Annotated in this window: 15 protein-coding genes and 1 pseudogene; 15 read left to right on the top strand and 1 reads right to left on the bottom strand. The window is 67.2% G+C overall.

All coding sequences use genetic code 11. The features are described from left to right. Positions 1-340 precede the first annotated feature (340 nt). The 13 genes and pseudogenes from RhoFasB10_RS13485 (at position 341) to aroB (ending at position 18,959) form a co-directional block, all read left to right on the top strand. Positions 341-3,730 (top strand): annotated as a pseudogene (locus RhoFasB10_RS13485) (transglutaminase family protein). A 60-nt stretch (positions 3,731-3,790) separates the two neighbouring features. Next, complete coding sequence (locus tag RhoFasB10_RS13480; RefSeq protein WP_068424340.1) at positions 3,791-6,466, top strand: circularly permuted type 2 ATP-grasp protein; 2,676 nt, start codon at positions 3,791-3,793, stop codon at positions 6,464-6,466. Then, positions 6,463-7,344 (top strand): transglutaminase family protein, encoded by an 882-nt coding sequence (locus RhoFasB10_RS13475; RefSeq protein ID WP_068424339.1) that lies wholly within the window; start codon positions 6,463-6,465, stop codon positions 7,342-7,344. The genes RhoFasB10_RS13480 and RhoFasB10_RS13475 overlap by 4 nt, the downstream gene beginning before the upstream one ends. Positions 7,345-7,466: 122 nt before the next feature. Further along, positions 7,467-8,636 carry a kinase gene (locus RhoFasB10_RS13470; RefSeq protein WP_068424338.1) on the top strand — a complete coding sequence of 390 codons (1,170 nt, stop codon included), beginning with the start codon at positions 7,467-7,469 and terminating at the stop codon, positions 8,634-8,636. 33 nt (positions 8,637-8,669) lie between these two features. Then, positions 8,670-10,073 carry a replication-associated recombination protein A gene (locus RhoFasB10_RS13465; protein WP_068424337.1) on the top strand — a complete coding sequence of 468 codons (1,404 nt, stop codon included), beginning with the start codon at positions 8,670-8,672 and terminating at the stop codon, positions 10,071-10,073. 57 nt (positions 10,074-10,130) lie between these two features. Further along, the gene (gene alaS / locus RhoFasB10_RS13460; protein WP_068425945.1) at positions 10,131-12,797 is read left to right on the top strand and encodes an alanine--tRNA ligase; all 2,667 of its coding nucleotides are present in this window, start codon (positions 10,131-10,133) and stop codon (positions 12,795-12,797) included. A 2-nt stretch (positions 12,798-12,799) separates the two neighbouring features. Continuing rightward, positions 12,800-13,372: a Holliday junction resolvase RuvX gene (ruvX, locus tag RhoFasB10_RS13455; RefSeq protein ID WP_068424335.1), complete on the top strand. Its 573-nt coding sequence runs from the start codon at positions 12,800-12,802 to the stop codon at positions 13,370-13,372. Next, the gene (locus RhoFasB10_RS13450; RefSeq protein WP_068424333.1) at positions 13,369-14,679 is read left to right on the top strand and encodes an endolytic transglycosylase MltG; all 1,311 of its coding nucleotides are present in this window, start codon (positions 13,369-13,371) and stop codon (positions 14,677-14,679) included. The genes ruvX and RhoFasB10_RS13450 overlap by 4 nt, the downstream gene beginning before the upstream one ends. 3 nt (positions 14,680-14,682) lie before the next feature. Further along, complete coding sequence (locus RhoFasB10_RS13445; RefSeq protein WP_167676750.1) at positions 14,683-15,483, top strand: shikimate dehydrogenase; 801 nt, start codon at positions 14,683-14,685, stop codon at positions 15,481-15,483. Positions 15,484-15,652: 169 nt separating this feature from the next. Next, the gene (locus RhoFasB10_RS13440) at positions 15,653-16,063 is read left to right on the top strand and encodes an A24 family peptidase (RefSeq protein WP_068425942.1); all 411 of its coding nucleotides are present in this window, start codon (positions 15,653-15,655) and stop codon (positions 16,061-16,063) included. 21 nt (positions 16,064-16,084) lie between these two features. After that, positions 16,085-17,272: a chorismate synthase gene (aroC, locus tag RhoFasB10_RS13435; protein WP_068424329.1), complete on the top strand. Its 1,188-nt coding sequence runs from the start codon at positions 16,085-16,087 to the stop codon at positions 17,270-17,272. Further along, a complete protein-coding gene (locus tag RhoFasB10_RS13430; protein WP_068424327.1) occupies positions 17,269-17,841 on the top strand; it encodes a shikimate kinase in 573 nt (190 codons plus the stop codon). The genes aroC and RhoFasB10_RS13430 overlap by 4 nt, the downstream gene beginning before the upstream one ends. Before the next feature lie 5 nt (positions 17,842-17,846). Beyond that, complete coding sequence (aroB, locus tag RhoFasB10_RS13425; RefSeq protein ID WP_068424326.1) at positions 17,847-18,959, top strand: 3-dehydroquinate synthase; 1,113 nt, start codon at positions 17,847-17,849, stop codon at positions 18,957-18,959. On the opposite strand, the gene RhoFasB10_RS13420 is transcribed toward aroB, so the two are convergent. After that, positions 18,956-19,603 carry a B-4DMT family transporter gene (locus tag RhoFasB10_RS13420; protein WP_068424325.1) on the bottom strand — a complete coding sequence of 216 codons (648 nt, stop codon included), beginning with the start codon at positions 19,601-19,603 and terminating at the stop codon, positions 18,956-18,958. The two genes, aroB and RhoFasB10_RS13420, sit on opposite strands and share 4 nt — an antisense overlap. 111 nt (positions 19,604-19,714) lie before the next feature. Between RhoFasB10_RS13420 and RhoFasB10_RS13415 the strand changes: the two genes are divergently transcribed. Beyond that, positions 19,715-20,833 (top strand): aminopeptidase P family protein, encoded by a 1,119-nt coding sequence (locus RhoFasB10_RS13415; RefSeq protein WP_068424324.1) that lies wholly within the window; start codon positions 19,715-19,717, stop codon positions 20,831-20,833. A gap of 41 nt (positions 20,834-20,874) precedes the next feature. After that, the gene (gene efp / locus RhoFasB10_RS13410) at positions 20,875-21,438 is read left to right on the top strand and encodes an elongation factor P (protein ID WP_068424322.1); all 564 of its coding nucleotides are present in this window, start codon (positions 20,875-20,877) and stop codon (positions 21,436-21,438) included. Position 21,439: the final 1 nt, after the last annotated feature.

Genomic DNA, 21,439 nt, shown 5'->3' with positions numbered 1-21,439 from the left:
GTAGTTACCGGGAGGCGGGTAGTTTCCCGGAGGAGGGTAGTTGCCCGCTGGACTCTGCGGGTACTGCGGCTGGTTGGGGTCCGGACTGCCGCCGTACTGCGGTCCATTGGGTGGATTCTCGCTCACTGACATTCCCCTCGGCTGGAGTATTTATAGTTGCGTACCAATTCTTTACACATGCGCTGGTGAGCGAACCGCATTCCCGAGGGTGTGTCAAGCAGTACACGAGGTCGAGGAGAACGGGCATTTTCGGACCTGTCGATTCTCGACAGGCGAGTGGGCCTGGCCCGAACTATGGTTGTGCATTCGCACCCATTCCGGGACAGGTGAGGGGCTCGCCATGGGCATCAAGGTCGCACTGGAACATCGGACGAGCTATTCGTTCGACCGCATGGTGCGGGTATATCCGCACGAGATCCGTCTGCGTCCGGCGCCGCATTCGCGGACGCCGATCGAGGCATACTCGCTGACTATCGAACCCGCCGAGCATTTCGTCAACTGGCAGCAGGATGTCTTCGGGAATTTCCTTGCGCGCGTTGTCTTTCCCGAACGCACCGATCGCATGTCCGTCACCGTCGGACTCGTCGCCGACATGGCGGTGATCAATCCTCTCGACTTCTTCGTCGAGGACTGGGCGGAACACTTCGGTTTCGAGTACGAGGAACGCGACCTTCCGGATCTGGAGCCGTACCTGCGGGCCGTCGACGAAGAGGAGCCGGGATCGGGGCCGGGGTCGGTCGTCACCGCGTGAGTGGAGAAGCTCGACGCTGCTGTGCGAGAACGTGGTTCGACGATGCGGACGATCGACTTCCTGGTCATGGCGAACAGAGCCGTCCTCGGTGACGTCGAGTACTCGGTCCGCATGGAACCCGGTGTGCAGACGCCCGATCACACGTTGACCTCCGGGGTCGGCTCGTGCCGCGACTCGGCCTGGCTGCTGGTGTCGGTCCTTCGACAGATGGGCCTGGCCGCGAGGTTCGTCTCCGGCTATCTCGTGCAATTGGCGTCGGACGTGAGATCGCTGGACGGCCCGTCGGGTCCCGCTGCCGACTTCACCGATCTGCACGCATGGACCGAGGTCTACCTGCCCGGTGCGGGCTGGGTCGGCCTGGATCCGACGTCGGGGTTGTTCGCCGGCGAAGGTCACATTCCACTGTCCGCGACGCCCCATCCCTCCACGGCCGCAGCCATTTCCGGCGCCACCGGCAAATGCGAGGCCGAACTCGACTTCTCGAACACCGTCGTGCGCGTCCACGAGGATCCCCGCACGACGTTGCCGTACACCGCCGAGCAATGGACGGCCGTTCGCGCGGCCGCAGCGGTCCTCGACGAACGGATGTCCGAGCAGGACATCCGCCTCACGGTGGGGGGCGAGCCGACGTTCGTCGCGATCGAGAATCAGGAGGCACCGGAATGGAACACGACGGCCGACGGCCCGCACAAACGTCGGCTCGCGAGCGACCTCGCCGAACGGTTGCGCACCATCTACGCTCCGGACGGGCTCGTGCAACGCAGCCAGGGCAAGTGGTATCCGGGAGAGCCGTTGCCGCGCTGGCAGATCGGGCTCTTCTGGCGTACCGACGGCGAATCCTTGTGGCGGAACTCCGATCTCGTCGCCGACCCCTGGCCGCCCGACGACCGTAGGCCCGCCCCTGTCGATCCGGCGACGTCACGTGCCCTCGTGGAGAAGCTCGTCGAGGCACTGGGTCTGCCCGAGACTCAGGCCCGCCCGGCCTACGAGGATCCGCTCGTGCGACTTCTGGATCTGGTTCGGCAACCGTACGGAGACCCGCCGCACGACGACGACATCGAGCCGGGTGCCGATTCGGCGGAGACGCGGGCGGCACTGTTGCGCCGACTCGAATCCAGCACCGACGAGCCCGCTGCGTTCGTGCTTCCGATCAGCAGGAGCGCCGACGGCGCCGGCTGGCAGAGCGCCGACTGGACGCTGCGCCGGGGCAGACTGGTTCTGCTCGAGGGCGATTCACCCGCCGGTCTTCGACTGCCGTTGAACGCGATCACGTGGGCGGGCCGACCGCCCGAGAATCCGGACGATCCGACTGCCCCGAAAGATCCACTGCAGCAACGGACACAACGTCCGCCCAGGCAGGTCGACCCGGCCGAAGCGCGCTACGCGCGGCTCGTCGAGACGAACGAGGCTGCGCGCGGTCGCGTCGGGGGCTCGGATGTGACGGCCCTCGTCGCGGAAGTCCGCGACGGAACACTGTACGTGTTCATGCCACCGACCAACCGGCTCGACGACTTCGTCGAGTTGGTCACGCTCGTCGAGAACGCAGCCGCTGCACTCGACACGCCGGTCGTGGTCGAGGGGTACGGTCCGCCGTCGGACCCACGGATCCAGACACTCACCGTGACGCCGGATCCAGGCGTCATCGAGGTCAACGTGCAGCCGACGTCGTCGTGGGGCGAACAGGACGATCTGATGCAGACGCTGTACGAGCAGGCGCGGCAGTCACGTCTGAGCACGGAAGGGTTCGACAACGACGGCACCACCCGCGGCACGGGCGGGGGCAACCACATCACTCTCGGTGGCACGACGCCGTCGGACTCGCCGATTCTGAGGCGACCCGACCTGCTCGTGTCGCTGCTGACGCACTGGCAGCGGCATCCGTCGTTGTCGTACCTGTTCTCGGGCAGGTTCATCGGTACGACGTCGCAGGCGCCGCGCGTCGACGAGGGGCGCGAGGAGGCTCTCTACGAGCTCGAGGTGGCGTTCAGCGAGATCGGGCGGATGACGGATGCGGATCGAACCGCGTCACCGTGGGTGGTCGACCGCGCACTGAGACACCTGCTGACCGACATCACCGGCAACACTCACCGGGCCGAATTCTGCATCGACAAGCTGTACAGCCCGGACAGTACCCGGGGTCGGCTCGGTCTGCTCGAGCTGCGTGGATTCGAGATGCCGCCGCACCACCAGATGGCGATGGTGCAGTCGTTGCTGGTGCGGTCGTTGGTCAGCCGGTTCTGGGACGAACCGCTGAAGGCGCCCCTCGTCCGCCACGGCGCGAACCTGCACGGCCGCTACATGTTGCCGCACTTCGTGACCGCCGACATCGGACGCGTCGCCGAAGACCTGCGCGAGCACGGGATCGAATTCGACACCAGCTGGCTCGACCCGTTCACCGAGTTCCGATTTCCCAGGATCGGTACGACGGTCGTCGGCGACGCGGAACTCGAACTGCGCGGAGCCATCGAACCGTGGAACACGTTGGGCGAGGAGTCGACGTCGTCCGGCACCGCGCGGTACGTCGACTCCTCGGTCGAACGGATCCAGGTGCGTGTGGCAGGCGCCGACGACGGCCGCTACCTGGTCACCTGCAACGGCGTGCCCGTGCCACTGCTGCGCACCGATCGGAACGACGTCCAGGTTGCCGGTGTGCGCTACCGGGCGTGGCAGCCGCCGAGCGCGTTGCACCCGACCATCGAGGTACAGAGTCCGCTGCACTTCGACGTCGTCGAGAGACAGACCGGGCGTGCTGTCGGTGGGTGCACCTACCATGTCGTCCACCCGGGAGGCCGGTCGCACGACGGGCCTCCGGTCAACGCCGTCGAGGCGGAATCGCGACGTAACGGTCGGTTCGAGGAGGGCGGATTCGCCGCGGGGAAGGTGAACGTAGCAAGATTGGTCGAAATGCAAGCGCGACAGTCGATCGACGTCACCGCCCCGGGAATGCTCGATCTCCGGCGCACGGGTGTCCTGTTCTGACCGCGGTGCCCACCGGTGACCGGCGGCGTCGACTCGTCCCACGAAAGGAATGACGACTCGATGGTGCCCGTCGATACGGTCGACCCCGCGTCCGGGTCGGTCGACGGCAGTCCCGGCTCGCCTTCGGTCTCCGACCGCTTGGTGTCGCAGTATCACGCACGCCGCAGTACGTTGCGCGGCGCGGACACCCGCTACGACGAATTTCTCGCGCCCGACGGATGCGTCCGGCCGCAGTGGAATCGGCTCGTCCGGGGCATCGATGCCGCGGGGCCAGGTGGGGAGCGCGCTCTGCAGTCACGTGTGCGCCGCCTCGTCGACGACCACGGCATCACGTACAACCCGATTCCGGCCGACGGCGTCGAACGGGTCGCGTCCCCCGTGCGCTGGCGACTGGACAGCGTTCCGCTCGTCCTCTCCGCCGACGACTGGACAGGCCTGGAAGCAGGCCTGATTCAACGATCTCGACTGTTCGACGCTCTGCTCACCGATCTGTACGGCGCGATGGACACGGTTCGAAGGGCGCTCGTCCCGCCCGAACTGGTCTACGGCGACCCCGGCTACATCAGAGCCGCGCACGGCATCACCGTGCCCGGCCCGCATCAGTTGTTCATCCACGCCGCCGACGTCGGTCGGTCGTCGGACGGACGGTTCCGTGTCGTCGCCGATCGCACGCAGGCGCCGTCGGGGATCGGCTACGCGCTCGCCGATCGCCGGGTGATGTCGCGTGCCGCACCGGAATTGTTCGCCGGCACCAATCCTCGGCCGTTGTCGACGTTCGCCCGGGCGATGCGGTCGGCGTTGATCGACGCGGCGCCCGCTGCGGCAGAAGATCCGGTCGTCGTCGTCCTCAGTCCGGGTTCGCAGTCCGAAACGGCGTTCGACCAGGCCTATCTGGCGACGATTCTCGGTTTTCCGCTCGTCGAGAACGCGGATCTCGTCGTTCGCGACGGGGCATTGTGGATGCGCTCGCTCGGCACGTTGCGTCGGGTCGACGTGGTGCTCAGACGCGTCGATGCCGCGTTCACCGATCCGCTCGACCTCCGACCGGATTCACGTCTCGGCGTCGTCGGTCTCGTCGAAGTGTTGCGCCGCGGCGGAGTGACCGTCGTCAACACGCTCGGCAGCGGCATTCTGGAAAGCCCCGCGCTGTACCCGCTTCTCCCGTCGCTCAGCCGGGCGCTGCTGGACGAGGATCTGCTGCTCGAATCCACTCCGACGTACTGGGGTGGTGAACGCTCCGGCTTGTCTCACCTGACGTCGCACGTGCGGTCGCTGCTGTTCACATCGGTGACCACGCGCACGACCGTCCTCGGTCACGACCTGTCCGAAGCGGACGTCGACTCGCTTCTGCGGAAGGTGCGCGCCGAGCCGTGGAAGTGGGTCGGCCAGGACATTCCCGAGTTCGCCGTCGCCCCGTCGGGTTCGGCGTACGGCGGTCAGGTGGGCGCAGCCGAGGTGGGTCTCAGGCTGTTCAGCGTTGCGCAGCGGGTCGGTTACACGCCCATGGCAGGCGGTCTCGGCCGGGTGTTGGTCACCTCGCCGGTGGCAGAGCCACTCATCACGGTGGCCTCCAAAGACGTCTGGGTCAGGTCCGCCGAACGTGCCACTCCCGCCGACGCCGCGGCGCACACCCCGCCCTCGTCCGTCGAAGAGCTTCCGCACTACGCGGCAACCTCAGGCGACGTCGTCAGCTCGCCTCGTGTTCTCGGAGATCTGTTCTGGCTCGGTCGCTACAGCGAACGCGCCGAGGACATGACACGCCTTCTCATCGCAGTCCGCGAACGCTTGCAGGACTTCTCGTCGATGCCGTGGCTCGACGGGAGCGACAGCCTCCCGCTTCTGCTCGAAGCGGTGACGCGGGTGTCGGGAACGGCGCCGGGATTCTTCGACGAGAAGATCCGCGCCGACGCACAGTCCGAACTTCGGTCGCTGACGCTCGCCGTGGACCGACTCGGGTCGCTGGCGCAGTCGATCGACCGTGTACAGCAGGCAGCCCGGCGCGTGCGAGACCAGCTGTCGACCGACACGTGGGCGGTGCTGGCCCGGATCGCCACCGCGCTGGCCGAACTCGAAGCCTCGGAGGGCAACGGCGCGCAGTTGGCGGCGTCGCACACGTCGGTTCTGCGTGGCCTTCTGTCGCTCAGCGGACTCGCGTCGGAGTCGATGGTCCGTGACGCGGGCTGGTACCTGATGGATACCGGCAAGCGCATCGAGCGAGGCCTTCAACTGACGGCGCTTCTGTCGGCGACGTTGAGCCACGCGCTGCCTCCGACGACCGAGCAGGCAGTCATCGACTCGGTGTTGTCGGCTGCCGAGTCCTCGGTGATCTACCGGCGTCGCAATCGTGGGCCCGCGCGGCCGGCGGCCGTCGCACAGTTGCTGTTGTTCGACGAAGGTAATCCGCGGTCGTTGGTGTACCAGCTCGATCGGCTCAAGCACGATCTCGGCTCGCTTCCGGACGCGTCGGGCACCTCACGGCCGGAAGTCCTCGTCGAACAGATGGCCGTGCGGCTTCGGCGCGTCGACCCGGGCGACCTCGAGAGCGTCGACGCGTCCGGTGTGCGCACCGAGTTGGTCGAGCTGCTGGACGGCATTCACGCACAGCTCGAACAGCTTTCGGTTGTCGTGTTGGCGACGCACATGGTTCTGCCGGGCGGAACGCAGCCGCTGTGGGGTTCGAGTGCGCTGTGGGGTTCGAGAGCGCTGCGAGGTTCGACAGGCGAGGTCCGAGAGTGAGCAAGAGCTACCGCATCAGACACATCACCACCTATAAGTACTCCGATCGTGTGACGTCGTCGTACGGGCGGGGCTTCCTGGCGCCGCGAGACACCGAGGCCCAGCGGTGCGTCGAGAAATCGGTGACCGTCGAGCCTGCACCCTCGGATCAGTCGTTCGGCGTCGACGTCTACGGCAACGAAGACGTCTACTTTCATGTCACCACCGACCACGAGACCTTGGTGGTCACGGCGGATTCGCTCGTCGAGGTGTCGGAGCCGACCGGTGCCGACGATGCGCTCGGCACGACGTCGCCCTGGGAGACCGCGCGCCCGCAGTACCTCGGCGTCGACGGTGCCACCGCGGTCGAGTTCGTCCTCGACCTGGACGTTCCCGAGATCACCGACGAGGTTCGTGACTACGCCGCCGTGAGCTTCCCGCCGAACCGGTCGCTGCGTGACGCCGTCGTCGATCTGACGCACCGCATCTTCACCGACTTCACGTACGAGTCCGGTTCGACGACGGTGTCGACGACCGTCGCCGACGTGCTGGGGGCCAGGTCCGGGGTCTGTCAGGACTTCGCGCGGCTCGCGATCGCGTGCCTGCGCTCGAAAGGCCTGGCGGCACGGTACGTCTCGGGCTACCTCGCGACCGAACCGCCTCCCGGCAAGGAACGGATGGTCGGCGTCGACGCGACCCACGCCTGGGCCGCGGTGTGGACACCGGACGGAACATGGCTTGCGTTCGACCCGACCAACGATCAGCTCGTCGACGAGCGTTATGCGACCGTTGCGTGGGGTCGGGACTACGCCGACGTGCCGCCGCTGCGCGGAGTCATCTACACCGAGGCCGAGTCCAGCACGATTTCGGTATCGGTGGACGTGGCACCCGTGACCTGAGCTTTGTCGACCGTCGTGATGCAACTGCGACAGGACCTTTGTGCAGGTCGACCGGAAAGCGTCCGATTCGTTGTGTTGCGGAGGGCACAGTCGGTCGGTGCGACCGGGTACCTTGGTACCCGATGACCGCAACATTGGCAGACCCTGTCTCAGAGGTTGTAGCAGCTGCACAGCAGTTGCTCACCAAGCGCACCGGCGCACCCGTCACGCTCGTCGATGCCGTCGACCTCGGCGGCAGTGGGCAGGCTGTCGTTCTCCGTGTCCGGGTGGCCGAGAACCCATTTCAGCTTCCGCGCACCCTCGTGATCAAGCAGCTCCGTGAGACCGCCGCCGACGCCGACGTTCACGAGGGCAAGCAGACCACCGGCAGTCAGGCGGCGTTTCTCCGGGAGGCGGCGTCGTACCAGTTCGCGACGGCGCTCGCGACGGACAGCAGGCCAGGACCGGACCTGCTCGCCTACGACCTTCACGCCCGGCTGCTCGTGCTCAGCGACCTCGGGGACGCGAGCCCGATCACGACGCTGCTTCGGCATTCCGACACGGCGTCGGTGACCAACTCGCTCATGGCCATGGCGCAGGCGCTCGGACGCATGCACGCGGCAACCGTGGGTCGCGAGGAAGATTTCGCAGCACTGCTGCGGCGTGCCGGGCTGCCGCTGTCCGACGACGGTATCGCGGCTCAGATTCCCGACGCACTGGTTGCCGTTCCACGCATGCTTTCCGACGAACTCGATCTGGGGGAGACGCCGGAGTCGATTCTGCACCGTGTCGAGCGCAGCGGACGGCTGTTCGCGCACGGCGCGTTCCGCGCGTTCAGTCCGGCCGATCTGTGTCCCGACAACATCATCGTCAACGACGAAGGCGTCCGGTTCCTCGACTACGAGTGGGGTGGCTTCCGCGACGCGACTCTGGACATCACGTATGCGTTGGCGTCGTTCCCGGGTTGCCTGTGCCACTTCGATCTGTCCACCGAGCGTGCCCAGGCGATGATCGACGCATGGCGTGCCGAGGTCGTCGGCATCTGGCCGCACCTCGCCGACGATCACGTGCTCGCGTCCAAGATTCTCGACGCGCAGCTCATCTGGGTGTGGCTGTCGACCTACTGGTTCCTGCCGAACGATCATGCACGCATCGCTGCTGCTCGCGAACATCATCTGTCGGTGCCGCGCTCGGCGGCCCTGCTGGCTCGGTGGAGCGTGCTCGCCGATCAGGCAGAGCGGACGGGGGCGTCCGATGTCGCCGAGTTCGCCCACCGCGTCGTCACCGCGCTGCGCGCCAAATGGGACCGGTGATCGGCAGCTCGGCCGTCGTATAGCGTTTTCGACGTGAGTACAGGTTTCGGTGCGGGCTTCGACGACGACGCCGAAGAGAACGGTCTGTTCGAGGCCCCGCAGGCGGAGGACGAGGACATCGCACCCGACGTGACGTCCCCGTCGCCCGCCTCTCGCCCGTATGTCAGGCCCGACGCGCCACTCGCGGTTCGAATGCGCCCGACGACGCTCGACGAGGTGGTCGGGCAATCGCATCTGCTCGCGCCCGGTGCTCCGCTGCGCAGGCTCGTCGACGGCTCGGGCGCGTCGTCGGTCATGCTGTACGGCCCGCCCGGGACCGGCAAGACGACCCTGGCGTCGCTGATCTCGGGTGCGACCGGCCGCAAATTCGAGGCGTTGTCCGCGTTGTCGGCCGGAGTCAAGGAAGTGCGCGGCGTCATCGACCTGGCCCGTCGCAGGTTGACCGCAGGCGAACAGACCGTGCTGTTCATCGACGAGGTACATCGATTCTCCAAGACCCAGCAGGATGCGCTGCTCGCGGCCGTCGAGAACCGGATCGTGCTGCTGGTCGCCGCAACCACGGAGAACCCGTCGTTCTCCGTCGTGTCTCCCTTGCTGTCGCGCTCGCTCGTGCTGCAGTTGCAGCCGCTGAGCAGCGACGACATCGAACTGCTGCTCACCAGGGCCGCGAACGATCCGCGTGGTCTGGACGGCGCCGTGACCATCGACGAGGACGCCATGGCTCACCTGGTGCGCTTGGCGGCCGGTGATGCGCGACGCGCACTGACGGCGCTGGAAGCGGCAGCCGGCGCCGCATCCGGACCGGTGTTGGACCTGAAGACCGTCGAGGCAAGCGTCGACAAGGCCGCGGTGCGCTACGACCGCGACGGCGACCAGCACTACGACGTGATCAGCGCGTTCATCAAGTCCATCCGCGGATCGGACGTCGACGCGGCGCTGCACTACCTGGCTCGGATGATCACCGCGGGGGAAGACCCTCGGTTCATCGCGCGGCGCCTCGTGGTGCATGCGAGCGAGGACGTCGGTATGGCGGATCCGACGGCGCTGCAGACGGCGACGGCAGCCGCGACGGCCGTGCAGCTGATCGGAATGCCCGAGGCGCGGCTGGCGCTGGCGCAGGCCACCATCCACCTCGCGACGGCGCCGAAGTCCGGTGCCGTGATCGCCGCGCTCGGTGCTGCGATGGCCGACGTCGCCGCAGGCAAGTCCGGATCCGTGCCTGCGCACCTGCGGGACGGTCACTACAAGGGCGCGCAGGCTCTCGGCAACGCCGTCGGATACAAGTACCCGCACAGCGACCCAGGCGGTGTCCTGAGGCAGCAGTATCCACCCGACGAATTGGTCGGCGTCGACTACTACGAGCCCACCGATCACGGCGTCGAACGGGAGATCGGCACGCGCGTCGGGAAGCTCCGGCGTATCGTTCGAGGACGTTAGCGGCGGACCGCGGCGGGGCCTGCGCCTGTGCCGAGTCCGGCGCGTTAACCTGTGTACGTGCAAACCCATGACATTCGCAGGCGTTTCCTCGACCACTTCGTGAAGGCCGGGCACACCGAAGTGCCCAGTGCCTCGTTGGTGCTCGACGACCCCAACCTGCTGTTCGTCAATGCGGGCATGGTGCAGTTCAAGCCGTACTTCCTCGGCCAGCAGACCCCGCCCTTCCCGACCGCGACGAGCGTTCAGAAGTGCGTGCGGACCGGCGACATCGAGAACGTCGGCGTCACGACCCGGCACAACACCTTCTTCCAGATGGCGGGCAACTTCAGCTTCGGCGACTACTTCAAGGAGGGCGCGATCACGCTCGCCTGGGAGCTGATCACGAAGCCACAGTCCGAAGGCGGTTACGGGTTCGATCCGGAACGGATCTGGGTCACCGCGTACAACCAGGATCCCGAAGCTGCCGAGATCTGGCGACGCGTCGCGGGAATGCCCGACGAGCGGATCCAGTTCCGTGACGGCGCGGACAACTACTGGGACATGGGCGTGCCAGGACCGGGCGGACCGTGCTCGGAGATCTACTACGACCGTGGACCCGAGTACGGCAAGGAGGGCGGGCCCGTCGTCGACGAGGACCGCTACATCGAGATCTGGAATCTCGTCTTCATGCAGGACGTTCGCGGTGACCTGAGTCCGAAGAAGGGCCACCCGCCCGTCGGCGTGCTGCCGAAGAAGAACATCGACACGGGCATGGGTGTCGAGCGTGTCGCGTTCCTGCTGCAGGGTGTCGACAACGTGTACGAGACGGACCTGGTTCGTCCCGTCATCACGAAGGCCGAGTCGCTGTCCGGTCGCACGTACGGCACCGACCACCAGGCGGACGTCCGGTTCCGCGTCATCGCCGATCATGCTCGTACCGCCGTGATGCTGATCGCGGACGGCGTCAACCCCGGTAACGAGGGCCGCGGGTACGTGTTGCGCCGACTGCTGCGTCGCATCATCCGGTCTGCTCGACTTCTCGGGGCCGACAAGCCGAGCATGGCGGAGTTCGTCACCGTCGTGCGGGACACGATGGCCGAGTCGTACCCGGAACTGGTCACCGATTTCGATCGCATCCTCACCGTTGCCGTCGGCGAGGAGACCGCCTTCCTGAAGACGCTCTCGTCCGGTTCGAAGCTGTTCGACACCGCCGCCGAGTCGGTCAAGGCTGCGGGCAAGACGACGATCGGCGGCGCCGAAGCGTTCGCGCTGCACGACACGTACGGATTCCCGATCGACCTGACGCTGGAAATGGCGTCGGAGGCCGGTCTTCAGGTCGACGAAGAGGGCTTCCGGTCGCTGATGGCCGAGCAACGTCGTCGCGCCAAGGAGGACGCGCAGTCGCGCAAGCATGCGCACACCGACCTGTCCGTCTACAAGGACTTCGTCGACACCGCAGCGACCGAATTCACCGGTTTCGACGAATTATCCTCCGAGGCAACGGTTCTCGCGCTCATCTCCGGCGGCGTCCGTGTTCCGACGGCTACTGCGGGTGAATCCGTCGAGGTCATTCTCGACCGCAGCCCGCTGTACGCGGAGTCCGGCGGTCAGATCGCCGACATCGGTTCGATCAGCGCGCCCGGCTTGTCGGTCAAGGTGAACGACGTGCAGAAGATCGCCAAGAAGGTCTGGACGCACAAGGTGACCGTCGAGACCGGGCAGATCACCGAGGGTGACGTCGTCCGCGTCGACGTCGATCCCGCATGGCGCAAGGGCGCGACGCAGGGTCACTCGGGAACGCACATGGTGCACGCCGCGCTCCGACAGGTGTTGGGCCCCAACGCTACTCAGGCGGGCTCGCTCAACAAGCCGGGTTACCTGCGATTCGACTTCTCGTGGCAGGGCGCCCTGTCCGAGGCGCAGCGCAACGACATCGAGGCCGTCGCGAACGACGCGATCGGCGCGGACTTCGCCGTCAACACGATGGTCACCGATCTCGACAGTGCCAAGGCGATGGGCGCGATGGCGCTGTTCGGCGAGAACTACGGCAACGAGGTTCGCGTCGTCGAGATCGGCGGGCCGTTCTCGATGGAGCTGTGCGGTGGTACCCACGTCGGCCACTCGTCGCAGATCGGACCGGTCACGCTGCTCGGTGAGTCGTCCGTGGGTTCCGGCGTGCGCCGAGTCGAGGCGTTCGTCGGTCTCGACTCCTACCGCTACCTTGCGAAGGAGCGCGCGCTGCTCGCCGGAGTCGCGTCGTCGCTGAAGGTGCCGACCGACGAAGTGCCTGCCCGTATCGAGACGCTCGTCGATCGCCTTCGGGTCGCGGAGAAGGAACTCGAAGCGGTGAAGGCTGCGTCGGTTCTGGCCTCGGCAGGGACGCTGGCCGACTCGGCCGAGCGCATCGGGTCGGTCCGCGCTGTCGTCGCGCAGGCTCCCGACGGGGTCGGCGGCAACGACCTGCGCACTCTCGCCGCCGACGTGCGCGGACGTCTCGGGTCCGATCCCGCCGTCGTCGTGCTGTTCGGCACCGTCGACGGCAAGGTCCCGTTCGTCGTGAACGCCAACCAGGGCGCCCAGGACGCCGGAATCAAGGCCGGTGAACTCGTGTCGAGCTTCGGTCCCGCGATCGGTGGCCGCGGTGGTGGCAAGGGGGAGACCGCGCAGGGATCCGGCTCCAACCCGGACGGTATCGCGCAAGCTCTGTCGGGAGTGCGTGCTCGAATCTCGGAACTCGCTTCCTGATCGTGACGGATTCCGCCGGACAGGCCCGGCCGTCCCGTCGCGAACCCGACCGCCCCGGCGACGACGACCCGGGGCCCGGCCGACGCATAGCCATCGACGTCGGAAGCGTGCGCATCGGCGTCGCATCGAGTGATCCGGGTGGGGTGCTCGCGACGCCGGTGGAGACCGTCGCCCGATCCAAGATCAAAGGCCCCGACGCGCCCGATGTCGCTCGGGTGATCGAGATCGTCCGGGAGTACGAGGCCGTCGAGATCGTCGTCGGGCTGCCGCGCACTCTCCGGGGTGAGAGCGGTTCGGCGGTGAAAGCTGCAGAGGGCTTCGCGCGTACATTGTCGCGACGTCTGCCCGGCGTGCCGGTACGCATGGCGGACGAAAGATTGACTACCGTGACTGCGGCGCGTGCACTTCGAGAAAGCGGAGTCCGTGCCAAGGCTCAGCGTTCGGTGATCGACCAGGCTGCGGCCGTCGCGATCCTGCAGGGGTGGCTCGACGAGCGCTCCGGCCGCCTGAACGCGGCACGCACCAGCACCACCAGTTCCGAAGACACAGGTCCGACTCCGGAGGCCGGCGAGTGAACAACTACAGGTACGAGGACGAGGTCCACACCGATCCGATCGGCTATCGAACGGACGAAGGCAGCGAGTTCCATCGTGCCGTGAACGCTCCGGGCCCCCGCGAGGTCGGCCGCAGTCGCGCCCAGCGCCGGCAGGACCTCGAGGCCGAGCGCCGCAAGCGCCGAGGACGGACCGTCGGGTTGGCGTTGGGATTGATCGTCGTCCTGGCCGTAGCCGGAGTGGGGTACTTCGTATTCGATCGTTTCACCGGAGGACCAGGCGGTCCCGAGGATTTCGCGTCGGGAACCGCCGGGCCGTCCGTCGTCGTACGGGTGCATCCCGGTGACACCGCAGAGCAGATCGGCGCCGACGCCGTCGACAAGGGTGTCGTCGCCAGCACCGGTGCGTTCATGAGCGCTGCCGTGCAGAATTCGTCGATCTCCGCGGTGCAGCCGGGCTACTACCTGCTGCCCAGTCATGTTCCGGCGTCCGAGGCCGTCACCGCGCTCGTCGACCCCGCTGCTCGCGTCGGCAGCGTCGTCATCTCCGAGGGCCGTCAGCTGCACGATTCCAGCGACGTGAACACCGAGGCGGTCAAGAAGGGCATCTACACGCTGCTGTCGGAGGCGAGCTGCATCGACACCACCGGCAGCGGCACCCCGACCTGCATCTCGTACGAGGACTTCAACGCCGCAGGCGCGGCCGAGGACTCGTCGACCCTCGGGGTTCCGGACTGGGCTGCGGAACGAGTGAGCACGGTTCCCGACCGTGACCGTCAGCTCGAAGGCCTCATCTCGGCCGGCAGCTGGGACTTCGATCCCACCGCGTCGCCCACCGACATCCTGGCGCAGCTCGTGTCCGAGAGCGCCGAGACCTACGAGAGCACCGGCATTCTGACCGCGGGAGCCAACTCGGGCCTCGATCCGTATCAGACGCTGGTGGCCGCGTCGCTCGTCGAACGGGAATCGCTTCCCCAGGACTTCAGCAAGGTCGCGCGCGTCATCATCAACCGTCTCGCAGAACCGCAGAAGCTCGAATTCGATTCGACGGTCAACTACGCGCTCGACACCACCGAGGTCGCGACGACCGACCTCGACCGAGCCACCGTGACGCCGTGGAACACGTACGCGATGGAGGGTCTGCCTGCCACACCGATCGCGTCGCCCAGTGTCGGGGCGGTCGAGGCAGTCGAGGCGCCCGCCGACGGCGACTGGCTGTACTTCGTGACCATCAACACCGCAGGGGAGACGCTGTTCACCCGAAGCTACGACGAGCATCTGGCGAACATCGGCAAGGTCGAGGACGGCTTCCTCGAGAGCGGGCGCTGATCGATGCGCGCTGCGGTACTCGGCAGTCCCATCGAACACTCGAAGTCGCCTCTTCTGCACCTGGCGGCCTATCGCGCGCTCGGACTGGACGACTGGACGTACGAGCGAATCCTGTGCACGGGCGAACAGCTGCCTGATCTGGTGTCCGGTCTCGATTCGGACTGGGTCGGACTGTCGGTGACGATGCCGGGCAAGGTCGCAGCGCTGAATGTCGCCGACGAGCGCACCGATCGCGCGGTGTTGGCCGGATCGGCCAACACGCTCGTGCGGACGGCGACGGGGTGGCGCGCGGACTGCACCGACGTCGACGGCGTCGCAGGTGCCCTCGTCGAGGCGGGGATCGTCGACCTGACGGGTCGCTCGGTTCTCGTCGTCGGAGCAGGCGGAACCTCGCGTCCTGCCATCGTCGCTCTCGCCGGGCTCGGGGCGGCATCGGTCACCGTCGTGGCGCGATCGGCCGAGCGTGCGCAGGACACCCTCGCGTGCGCGAAGGCGACGGGGATGGCCGCGGACTTCGTGACCATCACGGACCCGAACCTCGCCGGGGTGGCCGCACGCGCCGCAGTGGCCGTCAGTACGGTGCCTGCGGTCGGCGTCGAACCCGTCGCTGCGGCCGTCGCGCATGCTCCGGTCGTCCTCGACGCCATCTACGACCCGTGGCCGACGCCGTTGGCCACGGCCGTCGAGACCGCGGGTGGCACCGTGATCTCGGGTGTGCAGATGCTGCTGAATCAGGCGTACGGCCAGGTCGAGCAGTTCACCGGCAAGCCCGCGCCCAGAGCCGCCATGCGCGCCGCGATCTGAGAAGATTCCACAGGTTCTCTTCGCTCACAGGGCAGATCGCGACCAGGGCATTCCGCGTGAGGGCCGACGCGAGGCACGCGAGCATGCGTGTGTGTACTTTCAAACCCTTCCTGTCGAACTCGGGTCCGCTTCCGCTGCAACGGCCGCCGGATGGCTCGACGGCGGACCCCTGGTCATCGTGTTCGTCTCGTGGTGCGTGTGCCTGTCCTGCATCGACCTGATGTCACGGCGGTTGCCGAATTCGCTGACCGGGACAGGAGCTGCCGCGATCGCCGTGTATTCGGGCGTCGTGGGGGCCGTTCCCGCGATGCTGGCGGGTGCCGTCGCACTGTTCGGTTGCTACCTGGCCGTCCATCTCGCGGCGCCGCGCGCATTGGGCGCGGGCGACGTCAAGTTGGCGTGGTCGCTGGGCGGTGTCACCGGTATGTCGGGTGTCGACGCGTGGGCGGTGGCCGCGGTTGCTGCACCGCTGCTCACCGGCCTGTGCGGGCTTGCGCTGTCGGCTGCCGGCCGCTCACGGACTCCGGTGCCACACGGCCCGGCGATGTGCGCGGCCACCCTGCTGGCACTCGCGGCGTGACGGACGTGGAAGGATAGCTGCGTGCTGCGCTGGATTACTGCTGGAGAATCTCACGGTCCCGCTCTCGTGTCCATCCTCGAAGGAATGGTCGCGGGTGTCGAGGTGACCTCGGACGACATCGCTGCTCAGTTGGCGCGTCGACGACTCGGATACGGGCGTGGTGCCCGCATGAAGTTCGAGGCCGACAAGGTCACCATCACGGGCGGCGTCCGGCACGGCCTGACCCTCGGTGGTCCCATCGCGATCGAGGTCGGAAACACCGAGTGGCCCAAGTGGGAGCAGGTCATGTCGGCCGACCCGGTCGATCAGTCGGTGCTGTCCGACCTCGCCCGCAACAGTCCGCTGACCCGTCCCCGTCCCGGTCACGCCGATTACTCCGGCATGCTCAAGTACGGCTTCGACGACGCGCGCCCGGTGCTCGAACGTGCGAGCGCGCGCGAGACCGCAGCCCGCGTCGCGATCGGAACCGTCGCACGGCGATTCCTGAAGCAGGCGTTCGGCGTCGACGTCGTCTCACACGTCATCTCCATCGGCGCGTCGGAGCCGTACGTCGGCCCTGCGCCGTCCGGTGACGACTTGGACGCGATCGACGCCAGTCCCGTCCGCGCGTTCGACGCCGCGGCCGAGGCATCGATGATCGCCGAGATCGAGGCCGCCAAACGTGACGGTGACACCCTCGGCGGCGTCGTCGAGGTCGTCGTGCACGGTCTGCCCGTCGGACTCGGGTCGTTCGTGAGCGGCGAGCGCAGGCTCGACGCACGGCTCGCGGCCGCCCTCATGGGCATCCAGGCGATCAAGGGCGTCGAGGTGGGCGACGGTTTCGAGACCGCCCGCAGGCGTGGAAGCGCCGCGCACGACGAGATGAAGCCGGGCCCCGACGGAGTTCTGCGGTCGACCAACCGCGCAGGCGGCATCGAAGGTGGCATGACCAACGGCGAGGCGCTGCGGGTGCGCGCTGCGATGAAGCCGATCTCGACGGTTCCGCGCGCGCTCGCCACCGTCGACATGTCGACCGGTGACGAGGCCGTCGCGATCCACCAGCGGTCCGACGTCTGCGCGGTCCCTGCTGCCGGCGTCGTCGCCGAGACGATGGTTGCCCTCGTCGTCGCGCAGGCCGCGCTCGAGAAGTTCGGGGGAGACTCGCTCGCGGAGACGGCGAGCAACGTCGACCACTACGTGAAGGGCTCTGCCGCCCGGCCGCCGCGATGACTCCGTACGCGGTGTTGATCGGCCCGCCCGGTGCCGGCAAGTCGACCATCGGGCGTCGGGTCGCTCAGGCGCTCGAACTGGAACTGCTCGACACCGACGCCGCGATCGAACGGACGACCGGACGGACCATCGCGGACATCTTCGCCGAGGACGGCGAACCCGCGTTCCGCGTCATCGAGGAGCAGGTGGTCGCCGACGCCATCGCGACCCACAGCGGCATCGTGTCGTTGGGAGGGGGCTCGATCCTCTCCGAGCGCACACGCGCGCTGCTGGAGTCGCAGACCGTGGTCTATCTGGAGATCAGCGTTGCCGAGGGCTTGCGCCGCACGGGCGCCAACAATGCTCGACCGCTGCTGGCCGGCCCGGATCCGCGTACGAAGTACCAGAACCTGATGCGTACGAGGCGGCCGCTGTACCGTTCGGCAGCCACCATCCGGGTGCGCACCGACGGGCGCAGTCCGGCACGTGTCGTCACCCAGGTCGTCGCGAAACTGAGAGCGCATCACGAGCACGCGGGTGCCACGACACCGCCCGCACTGGGGCGACCCAACCGATTCGATGGAGGGTGAGAACAATGACCGAGCCCGTACGCGTCATGGTCGAGACCGCAGCGCCGTACCCGGTGATCATCGGCAGGGGACTGCTGGGTGATCTGGTCGGCGAACTGGCCGGGACGGCCACCGTCGCGATCTTTCACCAGCCGCCGCTCGCGGAGACTGCCGAAGCCGTTCGAGAAGCCTTGGCGGCCAAGGGAATCGATGCTCACCGCATCGAGATTCCGGATGCCGAGGACGGCAAGGAACTGGCGGTCGCCGGGTTCTGCTGGGAGGTGTTGGGCCGGATCGGTCTGACGCGCAGCGACGCCGTCGTCAGCCTCGGCGGCGGCGCGGCCACCGATCTCGCCGGTTTCGTCGCCGCGACGTGGATGCGCGGGGTCAAGATCGTGCACGTGCCGACGACGCTCCTGGCGATGGTCGACGCAGCGGTCGGCGGCAAGACGGGCATCAACACCGAGGCCGGCAAGAACCTCGTCGGCTCGTTCCACGAACCCGCAGCAGTCCTCGTCGACCTCGCGACGCTCGAAACCGTTCCGCGCAACGAGATCGTGGCCGGTCTGGCCGAGGTCATCAAGACCGGTTTCATCGCCGACCCGACCATCCTCGATCTGATCGAAGCCGATCCGGACGCCGCGCTCGACCCTCAGGGGACCGTTCTGCCGGAACTCATTCGTCGTTCCGTCGAGGTCAAGGCCCGCGTCGTCGCGGCCGACCTCAAGGAATCGAGTCTGCGCGAGATCCTGAACTACGGACACACGCTCGGCCATGCCATCGAACGCCGGGAGCGCTACCGCTGGCGTCACGGTGCTGCCGTCGCCGTCGGTCTCGTCTTCGCGGCCGAACTGGGTCGCCTGGCCGGCCGTCTCGACGACGCCACCGCCGACCGTCACCGCAGCATCCTCGAGGCGGTGGGGCTGCCGACGACGTACGACGCGGACGCGTTCGGTGATCTGTTGAAGGGCATGCAGACCGACAAGAAGAATCGCGCCGGAATGCTGCGGTTCGTCGTGCTCGACGGCCTTGCCAAGCCGGGACGACTGGAAGGACCGGACCCGAGCCTTCTCGTCGCGGCCTACTCGGCCATCGCACGGGACGACTCCGGCCCGTCCAGCACCGGAATTCTGCTCTAGCTGGTGCTCTTCTTCGAGCCCTGATCTTTCTGCAGGTCTGGACCGACGGCCGGGAACACTTCGGTGTCGGCCGAGTCGTCGGCCCACCGTGCTTGGTCGGCCGTCGACTGCGACGGCGCTGCCTGACCGGTAGCCGACTGACCCGAGGCGTTCGCGCCGACCGTGTGATGTTCGCGGCGGTGCTGCTCGCGCTCGGCGTCGGTCGCGGCGAGCTTCTTCTTCGCATCGCGCGAAGCGAGAAGGCGTCCGAGGAACACGGCGATCGTCGCTGGAATGAAGATGACGAGGATCGTGAACGCGGCGCCCGACGTCAGTTCGAAGAACAGCGAATTCTGGCCGACGCTGAACTCGACGAGGAATCCGACCAGCCACGCGAGAAGGCCTGCCAGTAGACCACCGACGACCGCGGCCTTCAGCCAGACCATCGTCAGATCCTTGCCGTATTCGGGATCGGGATTGGCATGTCGGTCGCGGATTCCGTCGATTCCGGCCCACACGACGACCGCCAGCAGCACGGCGGCCATGCCCACCCAGCGCAGCTGCGAGCCGTGCGTCGGCCACTGCGCGACGGCTGCCCCCAGCAGTATCCGCACCCCCACGTTGATCAGACCCATACCGATTCCGCGCACAACCCACCCAGTCATGGGGTCAGCCTATCCCTACCCGCCGGTAAGTGTGTCCGGCCCCACAGAATTTCGTGACGGTCTACGACATCGATGGGCCGTGGCAGCTGCGTCGAACGATAGGTTGGAGGAATGTCTGCAGACCGGAAACGAGCCGACTTCGGAGCGCGTCGAGCCGCGCTACGTCGCGCTCTGCACGCGAAGAACCTCGACGCACTCCTGGTGACCGATCTCCTCAACATCCGGTACCTGACCGGGTTCACCGGGAGCAACGCCGCCCTCGTGGTGTCCGCCGCCGATTCCGACGGGAACGAGGACGGAACCGTCATCTGCACCGACGGTCGGTATCTCTCCCAGGTCGCCGCCCAGGTTCCCGACCTTCGTGCGTCGATCGACAGGTCGTCGGCGACGGCGTTGCTGACCGACGACCGGGCGGCGCCGTCCGGGAACGTGGGATTCGAAAGCCATGTCGTGACGGTCGACCAGCACGACGCGTGGAGTGCTCTGGACGCGGCTCCGACGCTCGTCCGCAGTCCGGGCCTCGTCGAGGATCTGCGCATGGTCAAGGACGAGCACGAGATCGGGCTGTTGCGCGACGCGTGTCGTGCCGCGGACGAGGCCTTCGCGCTACTGATCGAGCGCGGGGGAATCAGAGCCGGACGTACCGAGCTCGAGGTGGCGCGCGAGCTCGAAGCTCAGATGCTCGACGCGGGTGCCGACGGCATCTCGTTCGAGACGATCGTCGCAGCGGGTGCGAATTCCGCCGTGCCTCACCATCGGCCCACGGCGGCTGTACTCGCGACGGGTGACTTCGTGAAGTTCGACTTCGGTGCGCTCGTCGGCGGGTACCACTCGGACATGACACGCACGGTCGTCATCGGGGAGCCCGACGCGTGGCAGAAGGAGATCTACGAGCTCGTGCTGCGGTCTCAGGCCGCGGGCCGAGAGGCGCTGGCACCCGGCGTGAGCACGGCTTCGGTGGACGCGGCATCACGATCGGTCATCGAGGACGCCGGGTACGGGGAGCTGTTCCTGCACGGCCTCGGACACGGTGTCGGCCTCGAAATCCACGAAGCGCCGGGAATTGCACGCACCAGCACCGGTACACTGCTGAGCGGTGCAGCTGTGACCGTCGAGCCGGGTGTGTACATCTCGGGGCGCGGTGGCGTCCGGATCGAAGACACACTCGTCGTTCGCGACGGCGGACCCGAGTTGCTCACCATGACCAGCAAAGAACTGATTCTCGTGTGACGCACGGCGCAGGCGAGAAATACGAGGAGACGTAAGAGCCAGTGGCTTCTACCAGCGATTTCAAGAACGGTCTCGTTCTCAACATCGACAACCAGCTGTGGTCGATCATCGAGTTCCAGCACGTCAAGCCGGGCAAGGGCCCCGCTTTCGTGCGTACGAAGCTGAAGAACGTGCTGTCGGGCAAGGTCGTCGACAAGACGTTCAACGCAGGCGTCAAGGTCGACACCGCGACGGTCGATCGTCGCGACATGACGTACCTGTACCACGACGGCAGCGACTACGTCTTCATGGACGGCGACACCTACGACCAGATCTCGATCTCCGAGGCGACGGTCGGCGACGGCGCACGCTTCCTGCTCGAGAACATGCAGGTTCAGGTCGCGACCCACGAGGGCGCGCCGCTGTACGTCGAGCTGCCCGTCACGGTCGAGCTCGAGGTCAAGCACACCGATCCCGGTCTCCAGGGCGACCGCTCCACCGGCGGCACCAAGCCTGCAACCCTCGAGACCGGCGCCGAGATCTCCGTTCCGTTGTTCATCAACACCGGCGACAAGCTGAAGGTCGACTCGCGTGACGGCAACTACCTCGGGCGTGTGAACTCCTAAC

This window comes from Rhodococcus sp. B10, assembly GCF_011770055.1.
In the GTDB taxonomy this organism is placed as follows: domain Bacteria; phylum Actinomycetota; class Actinomycetes; order Mycobacteriales; family Mycobacteriaceae; genus Rhodococcoides; species Rhodococcoides kyotonensis_B.
Note: the sequence above shows the minus strand (reverse complement) of the source record. Positions and strands in the feature narration are given on the sequence as shown.

Bases quoted from the DNA above. Each gene is read 5' to 3' on its own strand.
- RhoFasB10_RS13480 (WP_068424340.1), top strand. From the start codon at position 3,791: ATGGTGCCCGTCGATACGGTCGACCCCGCGTCCGGGTCGGTCGACGGC.
- RhoFasB10_RS13470 (WP_068424338.1), top strand. From the start codon at position 7,467: ATGACCGCAACATTGGCAGACCCTGTCTCAGAGGTTGTAGCAGCTGCA.
- RhoFasB10_RS13445 (WP_167676750.1), top strand. From the start codon at position 14,683: ATGCGCGCTGCGGTACTCGGCAGTCCCATCGAACACTCGAAGTCGCCT.
- RhoFasB10_RS13430 (WP_068424327.1), top strand. From the start codon at position 17,269: ATGACTCCGTACGCGGTGTTGATCGGCCCGCCCGGTGCCGGCAAGTCG.
- aroB (WP_068424326.1), top strand. From the start codon at position 17,847: ATGACCGAGCCCGTACGCGTCATGGTCGAGACCGCAGCGCCGTACCCG.
- RhoFasB10_RS13420 (WP_068424325.1), bottom strand. From the start codon at position 19,603: ATGACTGGGTGGGTTGTGCGCGGAATCGGTATGGGTCTGATCAACGTG.
- RhoFasB10_RS13415 (WP_068424324.1), top strand. From the start codon at position 19,715: ATGTCTGCAGACCGGAAACGAGCCGACTTCGGAGCGCGTCGAGCCGCG.